At 46.4% G+C, this 14,037-nt stretch carries 12 protein-coding genes; 7 read left to right on the top strand and 5 right to left on the bottom strand.

What is annotated here, in order from left to right; all coding sequences use genetic code 11:
* Window positions 1–166 precede the first annotated feature (166 nt).
* From A8O23_RS10680 to A8O23_RS10670, 3 genes are all read left to right on the top strand, one after another.
* Complete coding sequence (locus tag A8O23_RS10680) at window positions 167–787, top strand: protein-L-isoaspartate(D-aspartate) O-methyltransferase (protein WP_239693382.1); 621 nt, start codon at window positions 167–169, stop codon at window positions 785–787.
* Between the two features lie 91 nt (window positions 788–878).
* Complete coding sequence (locus A8O23_RS10675) at window positions 879–1,394, top strand: acyl-CoA thioesterase (RefSeq protein WP_066620787.1); 516 nt, start codon at window positions 879–881, stop codon at window positions 1,392–1,394.
* Between the two features lie 42 nt (window positions 1,395–1,436).
* Window positions 1,437–2,021, top strand: a complete 585-nt coding sequence (locus A8O23_RS10670; protein WP_066620784.1) for a hypothetical protein — start codon at window positions 1,437–1,439, stop codon at window positions 2,019–2,021.
* 96 nt (window positions 2,022–2,117) lie between these two features.
* On the opposite strand, the gene A8O23_RS10665 is transcribed toward A8O23_RS10670, so the two are convergent.
* From A8O23_RS10665 to alaS, 3 genes are all read right to left on the bottom strand, one after another.
* The gene (locus A8O23_RS10665; protein WP_082882999.1) at window positions 2,118–3,242 is read right to left on the bottom strand and encodes a TlpA disulfide reductase family protein; all 1,125 of its coding nucleotides are present in this window, start codon (window positions 3,240–3,242) and stop codon (window positions 2,118–2,120) included.
* A gap of 18 nt (window positions 3,243–3,260) precedes the next feature.
* Window positions 3,261–4,718, bottom strand: coding sequence for an Asp-tRNA(Asn)/Glu-tRNA(Gln) amidotransferase subunit GatB (gene gatB, locus A8O23_RS10660; RefSeq protein WP_066620781.1), 1,458 nt, complete (start codon window positions 4,716–4,718; stop codon window positions 3,261–3,263).
* Between the two features lie 271 nt (window positions 4,719–4,989).
* The gene (alaS, locus tag A8O23_RS10655) at window positions 4,990–7,614 is read right to left on the bottom strand and encodes an alanine--tRNA ligase (RefSeq protein WP_066620779.1); all 2,625 of its coding nucleotides are present in this window, start codon (window positions 7,612–7,614) and stop codon (window positions 4,990–4,992) included.
* 270 nt (window positions 7,615–7,884) lie between these two features.
* Between alaS and A8O23_RS10650 the strand changes: the two genes are divergently transcribed.
* The 3 genes from A8O23_RS10650 (at window position 7,885) to A8O23_RS10640 (ending at window position 10,377) form a co-directional block, all read left to right on the top strand.
* Entirely contained in the window at window positions 7,885–8,223 is a 339-nt protein-coding gene (locus tag A8O23_RS10650) for a MerR family transcriptional regulator (RefSeq protein ID WP_066620777.1), read from the top strand.
* 163 nt (window positions 8,224–8,386) lie between these two features.
* Complete coding sequence (gene dprA, locus A8O23_RS10645) at window positions 8,387–9,538, top strand: DNA-processing protein DprA (protein WP_066620774.1); 1,152 nt, start codon at window positions 8,387–8,389, stop codon at window positions 9,536–9,538.
* A gap of 23 nt (window positions 9,539–9,561) precedes the next feature.
* On the top strand, window positions 9,562–10,377 hold the full coding sequence (locus A8O23_RS10640; protein WP_066620773.1) for an aminotransferase class IV: 816 nt from the start codon (window positions 9,562–9,564) through the stop codon (window positions 10,375–10,377).
* Window positions 10,378–10,441: 64 nt separating this feature from the next.
* On the opposite strand, the gene A8O23_RS10635 is transcribed toward A8O23_RS10640, so the two are convergent.
* Complete coding sequence (locus A8O23_RS10635; protein ID WP_066621352.1) at window positions 10,442–11,626, bottom strand: dipeptidase; 1,185 nt, start codon at window positions 11,624–11,626, stop codon at window positions 10,442–10,444.
* A 162-nt stretch (window positions 11,627–11,788) separates the two neighbouring features.
* Window positions 11,789–12,121 (bottom strand): hypothetical protein, encoded by a 333-nt coding sequence (locus A8O23_RS10630; protein WP_066620772.1) that lies wholly within the window; start codon window positions 12,119–12,121, stop codon window positions 11,789–11,791.
* A 337-nt stretch (window positions 12,122–12,458) separates the two neighbouring features.
* On the opposite strand from A8O23_RS10630, the gene A8O23_RS10625 reads away from it, so the two are divergent.
* Window positions 12,459–13,943 (top strand): nicotinate phosphoribosyltransferase, encoded by a 1,485-nt coding sequence (locus A8O23_RS10625; protein ID WP_066620771.1) that lies wholly within the window; start codon window positions 12,459–12,461, stop codon window positions 13,941–13,943.
* Window positions 13,944–14,037: the final 94 nt, after the last annotated feature.

Here is a 14,037-nt window from a genome sequence, read left to right as displayed (position 1 = left end):
TTAAACAGTCATAAATAATTTTAAAACCGGCAAAAACGAATTAAACAGACCCTGATACCGTGGGAATTTCTATTTTTGCGCGCGTTTCAGCGTATTGCCCCAAGGTATCGCAAATAGTTGCAGAGAATAATGATGTATGTTAGAAGATAGTTACAGGCACAAAGGCATGCGTAAAAGCCTGGTGCGCGTTGTGCAGGAAAAAGGGATAAAAGATCAACGGGTACTCAAAGCCCTGGAGCAGGTGCCACGTCATTTCTTTTTTGAAAAAGCGTTTCTGGAACAAGCCTACCAAGACAAAGCCTTTCCTATAGGCGAAGGACAGACTATCTCACAGCCTTATACAGTTGCCTACCAAACAGAACTGCTGGAAGTACAACCATCAGATAAAGTTTTGGAAATAGGCACAGGATCTGGGTACCAGTGCAGTGTGCTGCTACAGCTCACCCCCCAGGTGTACACCATTGAGTATAACGAAGTGCTGTACCATAAGGCGCTAAAGCAATTCAAAATCATGGGGCTACAGCCCCACACATACCTGGGCGACGGTTCTGAAGGGCTGCCGCAACATGCCCCCTACCATAAAATCATTGTGACCGCTGGCGCACCTATTATCCCCAAAACGCTTCTAACTCAGTTAACCATAGGCGGAAAATTGGTAATACCGGTAGGAGATACCGGAGTGCAGAAAATGCTGCGTATTACCCGGGTAGACCAAGAAGAATTCACCAAAGAAGAGTACGATAACTTTAAGTTTGTTCCTCTTTTAGGAAAACAAGGCTGGAAATAGAAAGCTACGGCTCTGTTCACAGTACTGTTTAATTAGTTTCTCCCCTTTGGGGAATGAGGTGTATCTTTGCACTTTAAACACACAACACCGCATGCATAAGCAAAAGCTAGCTAAAGAATCTTATGTGCAGATGACCGAGCTCGTGCTGCCCAATGACACCAACACCCTACATAACTTAATGGGGGGTAAAATGATGCATTGGATGGACATTGTCTCGGCCATTGCTGCCCAAAAGCACTCAAACCGTATAGTTGTTACAGCCTCGGTTGATAATGTTTCTTTTAAAAAGAGCATCAAGTTAGGTAACGTGGTTACCCTTGAGGCGAAAGTGACCAGGGCCTTCAGTACTTCCATGGAGGTACATATCAACGTGTGGGCAGAGGATATTCCTTCCGGGACAAAGGTGATGTCAAACGAGGCGTTTTTTACCTTCGTGGCTCTTGACCAAAACGGAAAACCCACAACAGTTCCTGAAGCCGTACCTGAAACGGAAGAGGAAGTAAGACTGTATGATGGTGCCTTACGTCGGCGGCAATTACGCCTGATTTTAGCCGGCAGAATGAAACCGCATGATGCCAACGAGCTGAAGTCTATCTTTAATCTGTAGTTCTGTTTTTAACCTATTTTTGGGAAAACACCTCAAAAACAAATGAGCCATACGCCAGCCGATCTTCCATTCTTGCAGCACCTTTACGCTCAAGACACCCTGTACCTGATTCCGGAAGAACAGCCTTTGGCAGATTCACCAGTACCTTCTACCGCCGCTGTGGTGGCTCCTGAACAGCAAGTGCAAGTATCACCTGTTGTGAAGGAAGAAATTGCGGCACCCGCCGTTGCAGATGTACCGGCTATTGAATGGTTGGGGGAAGCTTTGAAAGGCACCTACCTTTTATTTGATGTACCTAAAAATGTTTTCCCTCAATTGCCTAATCACCCTTTCTTGCAGAAAGTACTGGCTGCCGTAGGTTTGGCATCTTTAGAGGTAAAATTCGGGAATCTATCGAACCAGCTGACGCACAACGTGAAGGTTATAGCACGGGAGCAGCAGGCACGGCATATTTTAGTTTTTGGTGAACATTTGCCTATTGAAAACTTGCTTAAGCTGGAACCTTACCGAATGTACAAATTAGATGAAACTCGGTTTGTTCGGATTGATTCCCTTTCTGATATTGAGCAAAGCAATGAGTTGAAGAAGAAATTGTGGGATGTTTTACAGAAAATATTTCTTCAGTAGGCATTCGATAGATAGGCTCATTCCCAAATCTATTTATGATACAAAAAGAAAGGCTGCCCATATGGGCAGCCTTTCTTTTTGAAGAGTGTACAGTATCTATTTCAGCAGTGACGCTAATTTCTCTTCCAGTGCGGCACCTCTTAAGTTTTTGGCAATGATTTTACCTTCTTTGTCTAATAAAACCGTTTGAGGAATAGCGGTTACGCCATACAATGAGGCAGCGCTGCTCTCCCACCCTTTCAGGTCAGACACATGCGGCCAGGTTAATTTATCTGCTTCAATAGCTTTTAACCACTTGGCTCTGTCTTGGTCTAAACTCACTCCAAAAATCTCAAATCCCTTGTCTTTGTACTGGTTGTACATACGCACAACGTTCGGGTTTTCCTGACGGCATGGTCCACACCAGCTGGCCCAGAAGTCAATCAGCACATATTTACCGCGCAGCGAAGAAAGGGCAATTTCATTTCCGCTGGGAGAAGCTAGCTTTATGTCTGGAGCCACACTACCCACGGCAGTAGAACGCATTTTTGACAACTTCGCCTCCAGCGATTTGGTGTATTTTGAATCTGGCAGGTTGCTCTTAAATGCTTCGGCCATGCTGTCTACAAAAGCAAACTCTTCGTCTAAGTTCAGAATATTACCCGCCGAGTACACGGCCACCACAGAATTAGGATTTGCTCTAATGAAGGTCTTCATCTGTTGCTGGCTGCTCTTCTGCATGCTCATGAACTCTTCCTGCAGGCGTCTCATCTCAGCCTCATTGCCAGCCTCGGCAGCTACCTGAAACTGAGTGTTCAGGCTGGTTGCCTTGTCTTGCATGCCTTTCATGATAGTGTTCAATTGCTGAATTAGCTCAGAGTCTCTTGACCCTTTAATGGTGTAGCTTTCCGCAACACGGCCAGAATCGGCAGTAATTTCAATGCTGCTGTTATCTACCACTATCATGATGCCTTCTTGATTGTCGAACGCCAATTTATAGATAGCCGGTTCCTCCACTCGCCCCTCCATGACAAAGGTTCCGTCCTGGTTGATGGTGGCCGTATCTTTCGGAACGAATGACTGTTCACCTAGCTCGTCCAGGTACACCTGACCTGTGGTCATGTTGTTGATTTTACCGGAGATGCGGTAACTTTTATCGGTATCGGCGGTGGTTACGCCTTTCTTTTGGCAGGCCCCAAACACTGTCAGTGTCACAGCGGCCATCAAGATTTGCTTTTTCATGTTTTTCTATAGATGAGCCTATTTATCTAAGCTCTCTTTCAATAGTTTATTTGCCAACTTAGGATCGGCTTTCCCCTTGGTTTTCTTCATTAGATCCCCCATGAACATACCCACTAAAGAAACTTTGCCTCCTTTATATTCTGCTACTTTCTGAGGGTTAGCCGCCAGTATTTCATCAATCATCTGCTGCAAGGCTCCTTCATCTGATTCCTGCACCAGATTCTGCTCTGTGGCAACCTGCTGGGCAGTTTTGCCTGGGTTCTCTAGTAAATACGGGAAGATTTGCTTGGCGGCTACGGTATGGCTCACTTTGTTGCTGCCTACCAGCTCAATCAGCTCCGCAATTTGCTTTGCCTGAAGCGGGAAAGCTCCTATTGACAGCGTTAGCTCGTTCAGGTAAGACTTTACCGGACCGCTCATCCAGTTAGCAGCTGCTTTGTAGTTCTTGGTCTGCTGGCACAGCGCATCAAAATACAAGGCTATGCCTTTCTCGTCGGTCAGCACTCCGGCGTCATAATCAGACAAGCCATACTCTTGGGTGAAACGCTTGTACAGCTCCTGCGGCAAAGCGGGCATTTCTGACCGCACCTTCTCCAACCATTCCTCAGAAATTACCAGAGGTGGCAGGTCGGGCTCAGGGAAATAGCGGTAGTCGTTCAGGGTTTCTTTGGAGCGCATGCCGGTGGTGGTGCCGGTGTTGGCGTCAAAGTTTCTGGTTTCGGAGTATACCGTTCCGCCTTCTTCTAATATAGCAATCTGCCGGTCTATCTCGTGTTCTATGGCTCGCTGCACGTTCCGGAAGGAGTTCATGTTCTTCACCTCCACCTTAGTGCCCCACTTGTCAGCGTCTTTGCGCATGACAGAGATGTTGGCATCGCAACGGAGTGAGCCTTCTTCCATGTTACCGTCACAGATCTCCAGGTACATGACCAGCTGCTTGATTTCCTGCAGGTAAGCATAGGCCTCTTCTGAATCACGGATGTCTGGCTCTGACACAATTTCAATCAATGGCGTACCGGCACGGTTAAAGTCTACCAAGGTCTCCGTTTCGCCAGCTAAGTGCATAGACTTTCCGGCATCTTCCTCCATATGAATGCGGGTAATGCCAATGCGTTTCTCCCTGCCCTCTTTTGTTTTGATCAGGACGTGCCCTTTGGTACAGATTGGCGTTTTGTCCTGGGTAATCTGGTAGCCCTTCGGAAGATCTGGGTAAAAGTAGTTCTTGCGGGCGTACAGGTTGTGGCGCGTAATATCAGAGTTCGTAGCCAAACCCATTTTAAGGGCCATCTCCACCACTTTTTTGTTGATGCGCGGCAAAGTGCCCGGATGCCCCAAGGTAATAACGCTGAGGTTAGTATTGGGCAGCATACCGTACTCAGTAGAGTCAGCGGAATAAGCTTTACTCTCGGTCAGCAACTGTGCGTGTACTTCCAGACCAATAATAGCCTGGTATTGGGAACGGATGTCTTCGTTCATGTTTGTATTTGTCGTATCAAGTATCGCGTAGCAAGTATCAAGACTTTTCTACACGGTTCTGTTTTGGGTCTACTTTCTGAAAAACAGCCGAAAATCGGCTTTTTTTTACAGACTCCTTACTAAAAAGATTTTTTGCGAATTTATCTTTCTGTGGCGCGTAAGTAACTTACAAATTATCATAAGTTACTTAAGCGCCACAGTTAAACTTAATTGACTAAGATATTTCTGTTTTCAGGCTGCTTTTCAGAAAACAGCCTGAAAACGGAGGTAATTATTGAATTAGTGCCTCAGCTTTAGCCAAGGCCGCCTCTAATCCTGAAACTTCTTTACCACCGGCTGTGGCGTAGAATGGTTGTCCGCCGCCGCCGCCTTTTATTTCCTTGGCCAATTCTTTCACCATTTGCACGGCGTTCAGGCCCTTTCCTGAAACTACTTCGTCTGAGAGCATAACGGCTAGTTGTGGTTTTCCGTCTACATCGGCGGCTAAAACCAGCACCAGGTTGTCTACCACGCTGCGCAGGTCAAAAGCAAGCTTTTTAAGGTAATCAGCGTTGCTCACTTCTACTTTGGCAGACAAAAAGTTAACACCATTCACTTCACGTACTTGTGACGCCAGCTTCTCTTTTTGGGCTGTTACCTGCTTTAATTCAAATGCCTCTAACTGCTTACGGAGAGCAGTGTTCTCGTCCTGCAGTTTTTCTATGGCTTTGCCGAATTCCTTCTGCACGCCCAGCACCTGCTTCACCTCCTCAAATTGAGAAATCTGCTGGTCTACAAAATCTTCGGCTACATCTGCAGTCACGGCTTCAATACGTCTAACGCCCGCGGCCACGGAGCTTTCGCTGACAATTTTGAAGAAGCCTATGTTACCTGTGTTTTGCACGTGAATACCGCCGCAAAGCTCAATGCTGTATTCTTTGCCGAACGTAATGACCCGCACAAAATCACCGTATTTCTCACCAAACAACGCTGTTGCTCCCATTTGCCTGGCCTGCTCAATGGGCACGTTGCGCTGCTCGTCTTTTTCAATAGACTCCCGTATGCGCTCATTCACGATCCGTTCCACCTCACGCAGTTGCTCCTCAGTCACTTTGGTGAAGTGCGAGAAGTCAAAACGCAGTAGCTTATCGCTTACCAAGGAGCCTTTCTGGTTCACGTGGTCACCAAGAACCTGCTTAAGAGCAGCGTGAAGCAAGTGCGTAGCCGAGTGGTTCTTCTTAATAAGGGCGCGGCGTTTGCTGTCAACTTTGGCGGTAACCGGAGCATCTAAATCTTTAGGCAATTCATTGGTGATGTGCAGAATCAGGTCGTTCTCCTTTTTCGTGTCAAGCACTTTCACTTTGCCACTAGCTGATTCCAGAAGACCGGTGTCACCTACCTGTCCGCCGCTTTCGGCGTAGAAAGGCGTGCGGTCCAGCACCACGTGGAATTCTTTTTTGTTTTTGGCGGTCACCTGACGGTAACGAACAATACGGGCCTCAGTGGTTTCAGCATCATAGCAGATGTTCTCCGTTTCCACATCAGGCTGCAGAATCACCCAGTCCCCTTGCTCAGTGGCGGCGGCGTTACGTGACCGGTTTTTCTGCTGCTCCATTTCTGACGTAAAGCCAGCCTCGTCAATGGTAAACCCGTTTTCTTTGGCAATGAGCGCCGTTAAATCCAGCGGAAATCCGAAGGTGTCGTACAGTTCAAAAGCGGTTTTACCATCAATGGTGTTGCCGTTCGTTTTAAAGGTATCGTTCAGAGACTCCAAACGCTTCAAACCGTTCTCAAGAGTACGAAGGAAAGCATTCTCTTCTTCCTCAATCACCCGCTGCACAAAAGCCTGCTGCGCTTTCAATTCTGGGAACACATTCGCCAGTTGGTCAGCCAATACCGGAACAATGGTATTCAAGAACGGCTTCTTGAAGTTCAGATAAGTGAAAGCATAACGAACGGCACGGCGCAGAATCCTGCGGATCACATAGCCCGCTTTGTTGTTGCTCGGCAACTGGCCATCGGCAATGGTAAAGGCAATGGCACGGATATGGTCGGCGATTACTCTGATGGCAATGTCTATTTTTTCATCGTCGCCATACGTCACACCGGCCTCCCCAGCAATGAATTGAATCATAGGCTGGAAAACATCGGTGTCATAGTTCGATTGCTTGCCCTGAATGGCCATGCACAAACGCTCGAAGCCCATGCCCGTATCTACGTGTTGTGCAGGTAGTTTTACCAGAGAGCCATTGGCCAAACGGTTAAACTCCATGAATACGTTGTTCCAAATCTCCACCACCTGCGGATGATCGTTGTTCACCAAATCCTTGCCAGGTATTTTGGCTATTTCCTCGTCTGAGCGTAAATCCACGTGTATCTCGGAACACGGGCCGCACGGGCCTGTATCGCCCATTTCCCAGAAGTTGTCTTTCTTTGAGCCGTAGAGAATCCGCTCTTCACCGCCCAATATTCTTTTCCAGATATCGAATGCCTCTTGGTCAACGGGCAGATTTTCTTTTTCATCTCCCCCAAACACGCTCACGTACATGCGTTCTTTGGGCAGCTTGTACACCTCAGTCAATAACTCCCAGGCCCAAGGCAGAGCTTCCTGCTTGAAATAATCGCCGAAGCTCCAGTTGCCCAGCATCTCGAACATGGTGTGGTGATAGGTGTCGTAGCCTACTTCCTCCAGGTCGTTGTGCTTGCCAGATACGCGCAGACACTTCTGGGTATCAGCCACTCTTGGTGAAGGCGCAGGTTTGTTGCCCAGAAAATAATCTTTGAATGGCGCCATGCCCGAGTTAATGAACATGAGCGTTGGGTCGTCTTTCACCACAATGGGAGCCGACGGTACAATCTGGTGGCCTTTAGAGGCGAAGAAATCTAGGAACTGCTGGCGTATTTCGGCAGAGGTCATGTATCTAAATAATTGCTTTGGTATAAGTGGCGCAAGGTATTGTAAATGCGAAAGAAAAAGCGAATTTTTGCCCCTCCATTGCTCCTTGCCGCATTTGCAAAAGTAAGCTTTTTTAGCAAATAGCAGGTGCTTGTATGGCGTTTTCAGCCTGTTTTTCAGAAAATAAGCCAAAAACAAGAGAGTCCTGAGTTCTGAGTCTTGAGTCCTGAGTCGGCACAAGAATTTACCAGACTCAGAACTCAGAACTAAAGACTCAGAACTTCAAGAAAAGTGCCTTACAAAGAACGAGACATAGAAAAACAATACTACAGCATTGGCGAAGTAGCCGCCATGTTTGAGGTAGCTCCTTCCCTGATTAGGTTCTGGGAAACGGAGTTTGATATTCTGAAGCCCAAGAAAAACAAGAAAGGCAACCGCCTGTTCTCTCCAAAAGATATTGAGAACCTGCGCTTTGTGTACCACCTGGTGAAGGAGCGTGGTTATACCATACAAGGTGCCCGCGAAATGCTCAAGACACGCGGTGTGCAGGTAAAAGAGAAGTTTGAGATGATCCAGAGCCTGGAGAAGGTCAAAGAATTCTTGATCAGCATTAAATCACAACTGCCTTAGGCCCTGGCGGGCTAGTCCTGAGTCGCGAGTCGTGAGTCTTGAGTCGGGATTAATATTCAGCAATACAGTTATAATCTCTTTTATGTTTTGGGCCTGTTTTCAGGAAAACAGACCTAAAAGACCCTCATCAACTCTCGCCTGTTTCTTGCCGTACTAAAATTTCATGACTCAGGACTCGCGACTCAAGACTCAGGACTCAAATCCGAAGGATTTGCTTTACCAGGTGGCTTTACCGCTGATACCGCACGTGGGCGGAGGAACGGCGCGTACTTTGGTAAAAGGGTTTGGATCTGCTGAGGCCGTGTTTTCTGCGTCTCAGGAAAGATTAGCCCAGTTGCCTCGTGTAGGAACCACAGTTCTCCGGAACCTTCTCTCCTATAAATCCTCAGCTTTGCGGGAGGCTGAAGAAATAATCAAAAAAGCGGAAGCCGAAGAAGTACAACTGCTGTATTACACCAATCCTGCTTACCCTGACCGGCTCCGCGATTTACCCGATGCCCCACTCCTGTTGTATTACAAAGGCACCGCTGATTTGAATGCGCAGAAAGTCATTAGCATTGTAGGCACGCGTAAAAGCACCGAGTATGGCAGAATAGTTACGGAACGCATGGTGCAGGATCTGGTGCAACATGAAGCGCTGGTGGTAAGTGGTCTGGCCTACGGAATAGACATTATTGCGCATCGTGCGGCACTTAAAGCTGGTGTACCCACCGTTGGTGTGATGGCTAACAGCGTAGAAACCGTTTACCCTACCCAACACACCCGTGATGCGGAGAAGATGGTGCAGAATGGCGGCTTACTTTCTGAGTTCCCCTTCGGCACCAAGCCTGACGCGCCTCGTTTTCCTTCCCGCAACCGCATTATTGCCGGCATGTCTGATTGTACCATTGTGGTTGAATCTACGAATAAAGGAGGTTCGCTTATTTCAGCGGATATTGCCCACGGCTACGACCGAGAAGTAATGGCAGTGCCCGGCCCCATTACTTCTGAAACATCGGAAGGTACAAACCAATTAATTAAAAGCCTGAAGGCAGTGCCTTATACAAAACATCAAGACTTGGTAGAGCTCCTGAACTGGGATAAAGCACTGGCACCCGGCGCTGTTGCAAAAGCAGAACCAACTCTTGATTTAACCGCTTTCTCGGAAGACGAACAGAAAGTTCTGCAGGTGCTGCAGCATGCTGGCCCTACGCACATTGATGTATTAAGCCGCAACACCGATTTTTCAATGGGTCAATTGTCTTCGGTTCTGTTTACTTTAGAGATGAGCGGGATGATAAAGGCTATGCCAGGTAAATTATATGGATTAGTTTGATTTCCAATTCCTAATTAATAGAAGTGTTCCTAATCTACAACGGCCAATCTATACAAGAGTCTGAACTACGGCTGCCGCTCTCAAATCGGGCGTTCCAGTACAATGACGGTTTTTTTGAAACGATTATTCTGAAGGACGGACAGGTAAGGTTTTGGCAAGAGCACCTGGAAAGAATAAAGGAGGCTGCGGCGGTATTAAAAATTGATCTGCCTGCTGAGCTTTTGAACAATGATTTTCCGGAGGTAGTGAAGAAGCTTGCAGCGCAGAATAAGGGTGGCGCCTTTGCCAGAATAAAGCTGAAAGTATGGCGTTCTGGAGCCGGACTTTATACCCCAGAACAGAATCAAGCTGATTGGCTTCTCACGGCTCAGCCTACTCAAGAACTAGCCATGGCGCCAATCTCTGTAGATGTCTGCCAATCTATTCGCACTATACCCTCTCCCTTTTCCTCTTTCAAAGGCATAAATTCTCCTGTTTACGTGTTGGCAAGCCAAGAGAAAACGGAAAGGCAGCTAGAAGACCTAATATTGCTTAGTCCGCTCGGGCACGTGGCGGAACTGACCTACTCTAACATCTTTTGGCTAAAAGATAATACACTCTATACACCAGCCTTAGAAACAGGTTGTTTAAACGGAATCATGCGGAGGAAACTGTTAAGATGGGCTACTCAAACCAGCTTTAAAATGGAGGAAGGTTTGTTTGTACCCCAGGCTATACACGAAGCAGAATTAACCTTTGGAGGAAACGTGACCGGCTTCAGAGTCATCAATTCTCTAGAAGGAATAACCCTGTCAGTAGATAGCAGCTTGTTTGAAAGGATAAGTCAAGTGCTTCAGTAAACAACTGTCACAAAACTATCTGTTTCAGGTCTGTTTTCGCAAAAACAGCCCTGAAACAGATAGTTTATTTAGTTGGCTCGTTCGCCAGCCAAACTCTGATGAAATTTCCACCTAGTATTTTCTCTACATCCTTTTTCTTGTACCCTCGCTCCAGCAGTGCTTTCGTGATGAGCGGATATGTACTTACATCTTCTAGACCAGAAGGTGCTGAAGTAATACCATCATAATCAGAGCCCAGCCCCACATGATCAATTCCCGCTAGTTTTACCACGTGGTCAATATGATCTATCAGGAGTGAAAGCGGAGGGTTGATGTTGGCAGATTCTGTGGGGTATTTTGTGAACAGTGCCTGCCTTAGCTCCATTCCATCCATGCCTTGCTGGCGCATTTCCTTTATCTCGGCATCGTGCTTGGTCATAAAGGTGCGAAGCCTTTTGGTGTAGGCACTGTCCAGAAATTCTGAAAAGAAGTTGATATGAATGACACCTCCGTTGTTACCAACGGCTTTGATCTGGTCATCTTTAAGATTGCGCGGGTGCGGGCTAAAGGCATAGGCTGAGCTGTGCGATACCAATACAGGTTTGGTAGAGGTTTCAATGGCGTCCCAGAAGGTTTGCTCCCCCACGTGCGACAGGTCCACCATCATACCTAATTCGTTCATGCGCGTCACCACCTGTTTTCCGAAATCGTTTAGGCCTTTCTTTCCGTTGTAGCCACTACCCTTGGTTTCATCGGCGGCCGATGAGGCCCAGGAAGTGCTGTTGTTCCAGGTAAGCGTAAGGTAGCGCACACCTCGGGCATACAGTTTGTTCAGGTTGTCGAGGTTGTCTTCTATCATGTGTCCGCCTTCCACTCCGGTAAGAGCGGCAATTTTATTCTGCTTCACTGCTTCCCGCATTTGAGCCGGAGTGTACACCAGTTGCAGCTTCTCAGGATTTCTGCGCACAATGGCCTCTAGGGAATCTATCTGGTCATTCGCGAATCTAAAGGCGCGGCCAGGGCCGTACGTTTCGTCACTGAAAACCGCAAAGAGCTGTACATCCACTCCACCTTTCTGCATGCGGACTAAATCTGTATGTGCCTTGCCTGTTAAATCATGCTCTACCGAGTGCCCCTCCATGACCACCTGTGACAGCACATCGTTATGGGTGTCTACCAGAATGGCTTTTTGGTGAAGTGTTTGATAGTTAGTGGTGCAAGAGGCGAGCAAAAGAGCAGAAGAAAAAAGGAGGGCAGTTGAGCGGTTCATGGCAAACGGTTTGAGAGTAGTAGTTGGCAATATAAGGCAAATATTTTTTCAAATTTGAGCTTACTAACTACCCACACTTTCGATTTCTTACAGAAAAACAAAAAGCCCCTCCACTAGTAGAGGGGCTTTTTTGCATAATGCTTTCAAAAGGAATTAAAAAGTTTAGCTTTTTTTAGGTGCAACAGCTTCTCCTTTTTTTGCTTTCTTTTTTTGCTTCAGTTTGTCTGCCATAACATAAACTTCACCAAATTCTTCTGAGAACTTCTCGGCGTCTGAGAGAACTGCATCAATTTTTGTAACCGGATTGGTTCTGTTATGAACAAACTCTTTTATCTCGTCCCAATAGATTGCTCCAATTGCGCTAACGCATGATAGAAGTAAATAGGCGACAAGACGGGTAGCGGCGGCATCACTGTCTTCAGTAGTGAAAACCATTAAAAATAGACCAGCGAAAAATGCGAACGCGATCAGATTGGGATAATGCTTATTTTCCATTTAAGTAAGTTTAAATGTGACCAACAATAATTCTTCAAAACACACAAGCACGTATGGTATTCCCCCTCCTTCTTATACTAGCATAAATTCAAAAAGTTGTTGTTTTGTTACATTTTTAATATAAATACCTTTTATATATGCTATTATTTTATAAAAATATTAACAATAAGCTTCAGGCACTATTTTGAACTTTTATGTAACTATTAATCTATGTGTGATAGTTAAAAAACTGAGTTGCTACCAAATCAACAGTATAATCTTGCACAGGTTCGTAAGAGGGAAAGAGTTATATCTAATCTATTACTTTTGTCACAGACCATTTCATAAACCCATAGCCATGAACCTGACCCAACGATTTCGACCTTCCCTGGCTTTGCTCACTGATATGTACCAGATCGCCATGGCTCAAGGCTATTGGAAAAATAAAATGCATGAGCAGGAGGCGGTCTTTCATTTATATTTCCGGAAGAATCCTTTTGAGGGTGGGTACACCATTAGTGCTGGCTTAGAAGATGCCATAGATCTCTTACAGCAGTTTAAATTTGAACAGGAAGACATTGCCTACTTACAAAGCCTGACCGGCAGTAAAGAACAACCGCTGTTTGATGAAGGCTTTCTGGAGTATCTGAAAAACATGTCTTTTGAGTGCGATGTGGAAGCCGTACCGGAAGGAACCTTGGTGTTTCCCAATGAACCTTTGCTGCGGATAAAGGGTCCCATTCTGCAGTGCCAGTTGCTGGAAACACCTTTGCTCACCATCATTAATTTTCAATCTCTTATAGCCACTAAGGCAGCCCGTATAGTTGATGCAGCCCAAGGCGACAGAGTTATAGAATTTGGCATGCGCCGCGCCCAAGGTCCTGACGGGGCACTGTCTGCCACCAGGGCAGCTTTTATAGGCGGCGTGGTAGGTACGTCAAACGTATTGGCGGGGCACCTGTATGGAATTCCGGTTAAAGGCACCCACGCCCATAGTTGGATTATGTCCTTTAAAGAAGAACAAACGGCTTTTGCTGCCTATGCCCAAGTCTTTCCGCACGATTCTATTTTTCTGGTAGACACCTACAATACCTTAGAGGGAATAAGAAAAGCGGTAGAAGTTGCCAAGCAAATGCGGGAAAACGGCAGTGAGTTAAAGGGCATCAGACTAGATTCGGGTGACTTGGCCTATTTGAGCATTGAGGGGCGGAAAATCTTGGACGAGGCTGGTTTCCCTGAGGTTTCTATACTGGCAAGTAATGATTTAGATGAATACCTGATTCAGAGTCTAAAAACACAGGGTGCCCGGATTGATACCTGGGGCATAGGCACCAAATTGGTTACGGCTTTTGACCAACCCGCCTTAGGTGGTGTCTATAAATTGGCTGCCTTAAAAGATGCTGAGGGAAACTGGGAGTTCAAGGTGAAGCTGTCAGAACAGTTAGTAAAAGTTTCTACTCCAGGTGTGTTGCAGGTTCGCAGGTTCTATAAAAACGGCGCCATTGTGGGTGACATGATTTATTCTGAACCTCTGGGCGTGGAAACACCGGCAACCATGGTGCACCCCAATGACCCTACCCAGCGGAAAATCTTTGCCGCAGACTGTACTTCAGAAGATCTGTTGGTGCCCATTTTCCAGAAAGGACAAAAGGTATACTCCTCTCCTTCTTTAACTGAAATACAGAATCGCACAAAGCAACAGCTTGGGCTGCTGCACGAAACGTACAGAAGATTTTTAAATCCTCATGCTTACAAGGTAGGGTTAGAAGCTAAATTACATGACCAGAAAATGAATCTGGTAATACATCTCAGAAAAACAGAGCAGCAGAAAAACCATGACTAAAGCCCAGTCTGTTATACAGATATACTAAATTCAAAAGCACCTGTTTTAGCGCTGTTTTATGAAAAATAACGCCAAAACAGGTGCTTTCTGTAGC

It is taken from the genome of Rufibacter roseus, from assembly GCF_001647285.1.
Lineage (GTDB): Bacteria > Bacteroidota > Bacteroidia > Cytophagales > Hymenobacteraceae > Nibribacter > Nibribacter roseus.
The sequence above is the reverse complement of the archived record's forward strand: the minus strand, read 5'-3'. Positions and strand labels throughout refer to the sequence as shown.

Excerpts from the sequence above, each read along its gene's own strand:
- A8O23_RS10680 (WP_239693382.1), top strand. The coding sequence starts at position 167 with ATGCGTAAAAGCCTGGTGCGCGTTGTGCAGGAAAAAGGGATAAAAGAT.
- A8O23_RS10675 (WP_066620787.1), top strand. The coding sequence starts at position 879 with ATGCATAAGCAAAAGCTAGCTAAAGAATCTTATGTGCAGATGACCGAG.
- A8O23_RS10670 (WP_066620784.1), top strand. The coding sequence starts at position 1,437 with ATGAGCCATACGCCAGCCGATCTTCCATTCTTGCAGCACCTTTACGCT.
- A8O23_RS10665 (WP_082882999.1), bottom strand. The coding sequence starts at position 3,242 with ATGAAAAAGCAAATCTTGATGGCCGCTGTGACACTGACAGTGTTTGGG.
- gatB (WP_066620781.1), bottom strand. The coding sequence starts at position 4,718 with ATGAACGAAGACATCCGTTCCCAATACCAGGCTATTATTGGTCTGGAA.
- alaS (WP_066620779.1), bottom strand. The coding sequence starts at position 7,614 with ATGACCTCTGCCGAAATACGCCAGCAGTTCCTAGATTTCTTCGCCTCT.
- dprA (WP_066620774.1), top strand. The coding sequence starts at position 8,387 with ATGACTCAGGACTCGCGACTCAAGACTCAGGACTCAAATCCGAAGGAT.
- A8O23_RS10635 (WP_066621352.1), bottom strand. The coding sequence starts at position 11,626 with ATGAACCGCTCAACTGCCCTCCTTTTTTCTTCTGCTCTTTTGCTCGCC.
- A8O23_RS10630 (WP_066620772.1), bottom strand. The coding sequence starts at position 12,121 with ATGGAAAATAAGCATTATCCCAATCTGATCGCGTTCGCATTTTTCGCT.
- A8O23_RS10625 (WP_066620771.1), top strand. The coding sequence starts at position 12,459 with ATGAACCTGACCCAACGATTTCGACCTTCCCTGGCTTTGCTCACTGAT.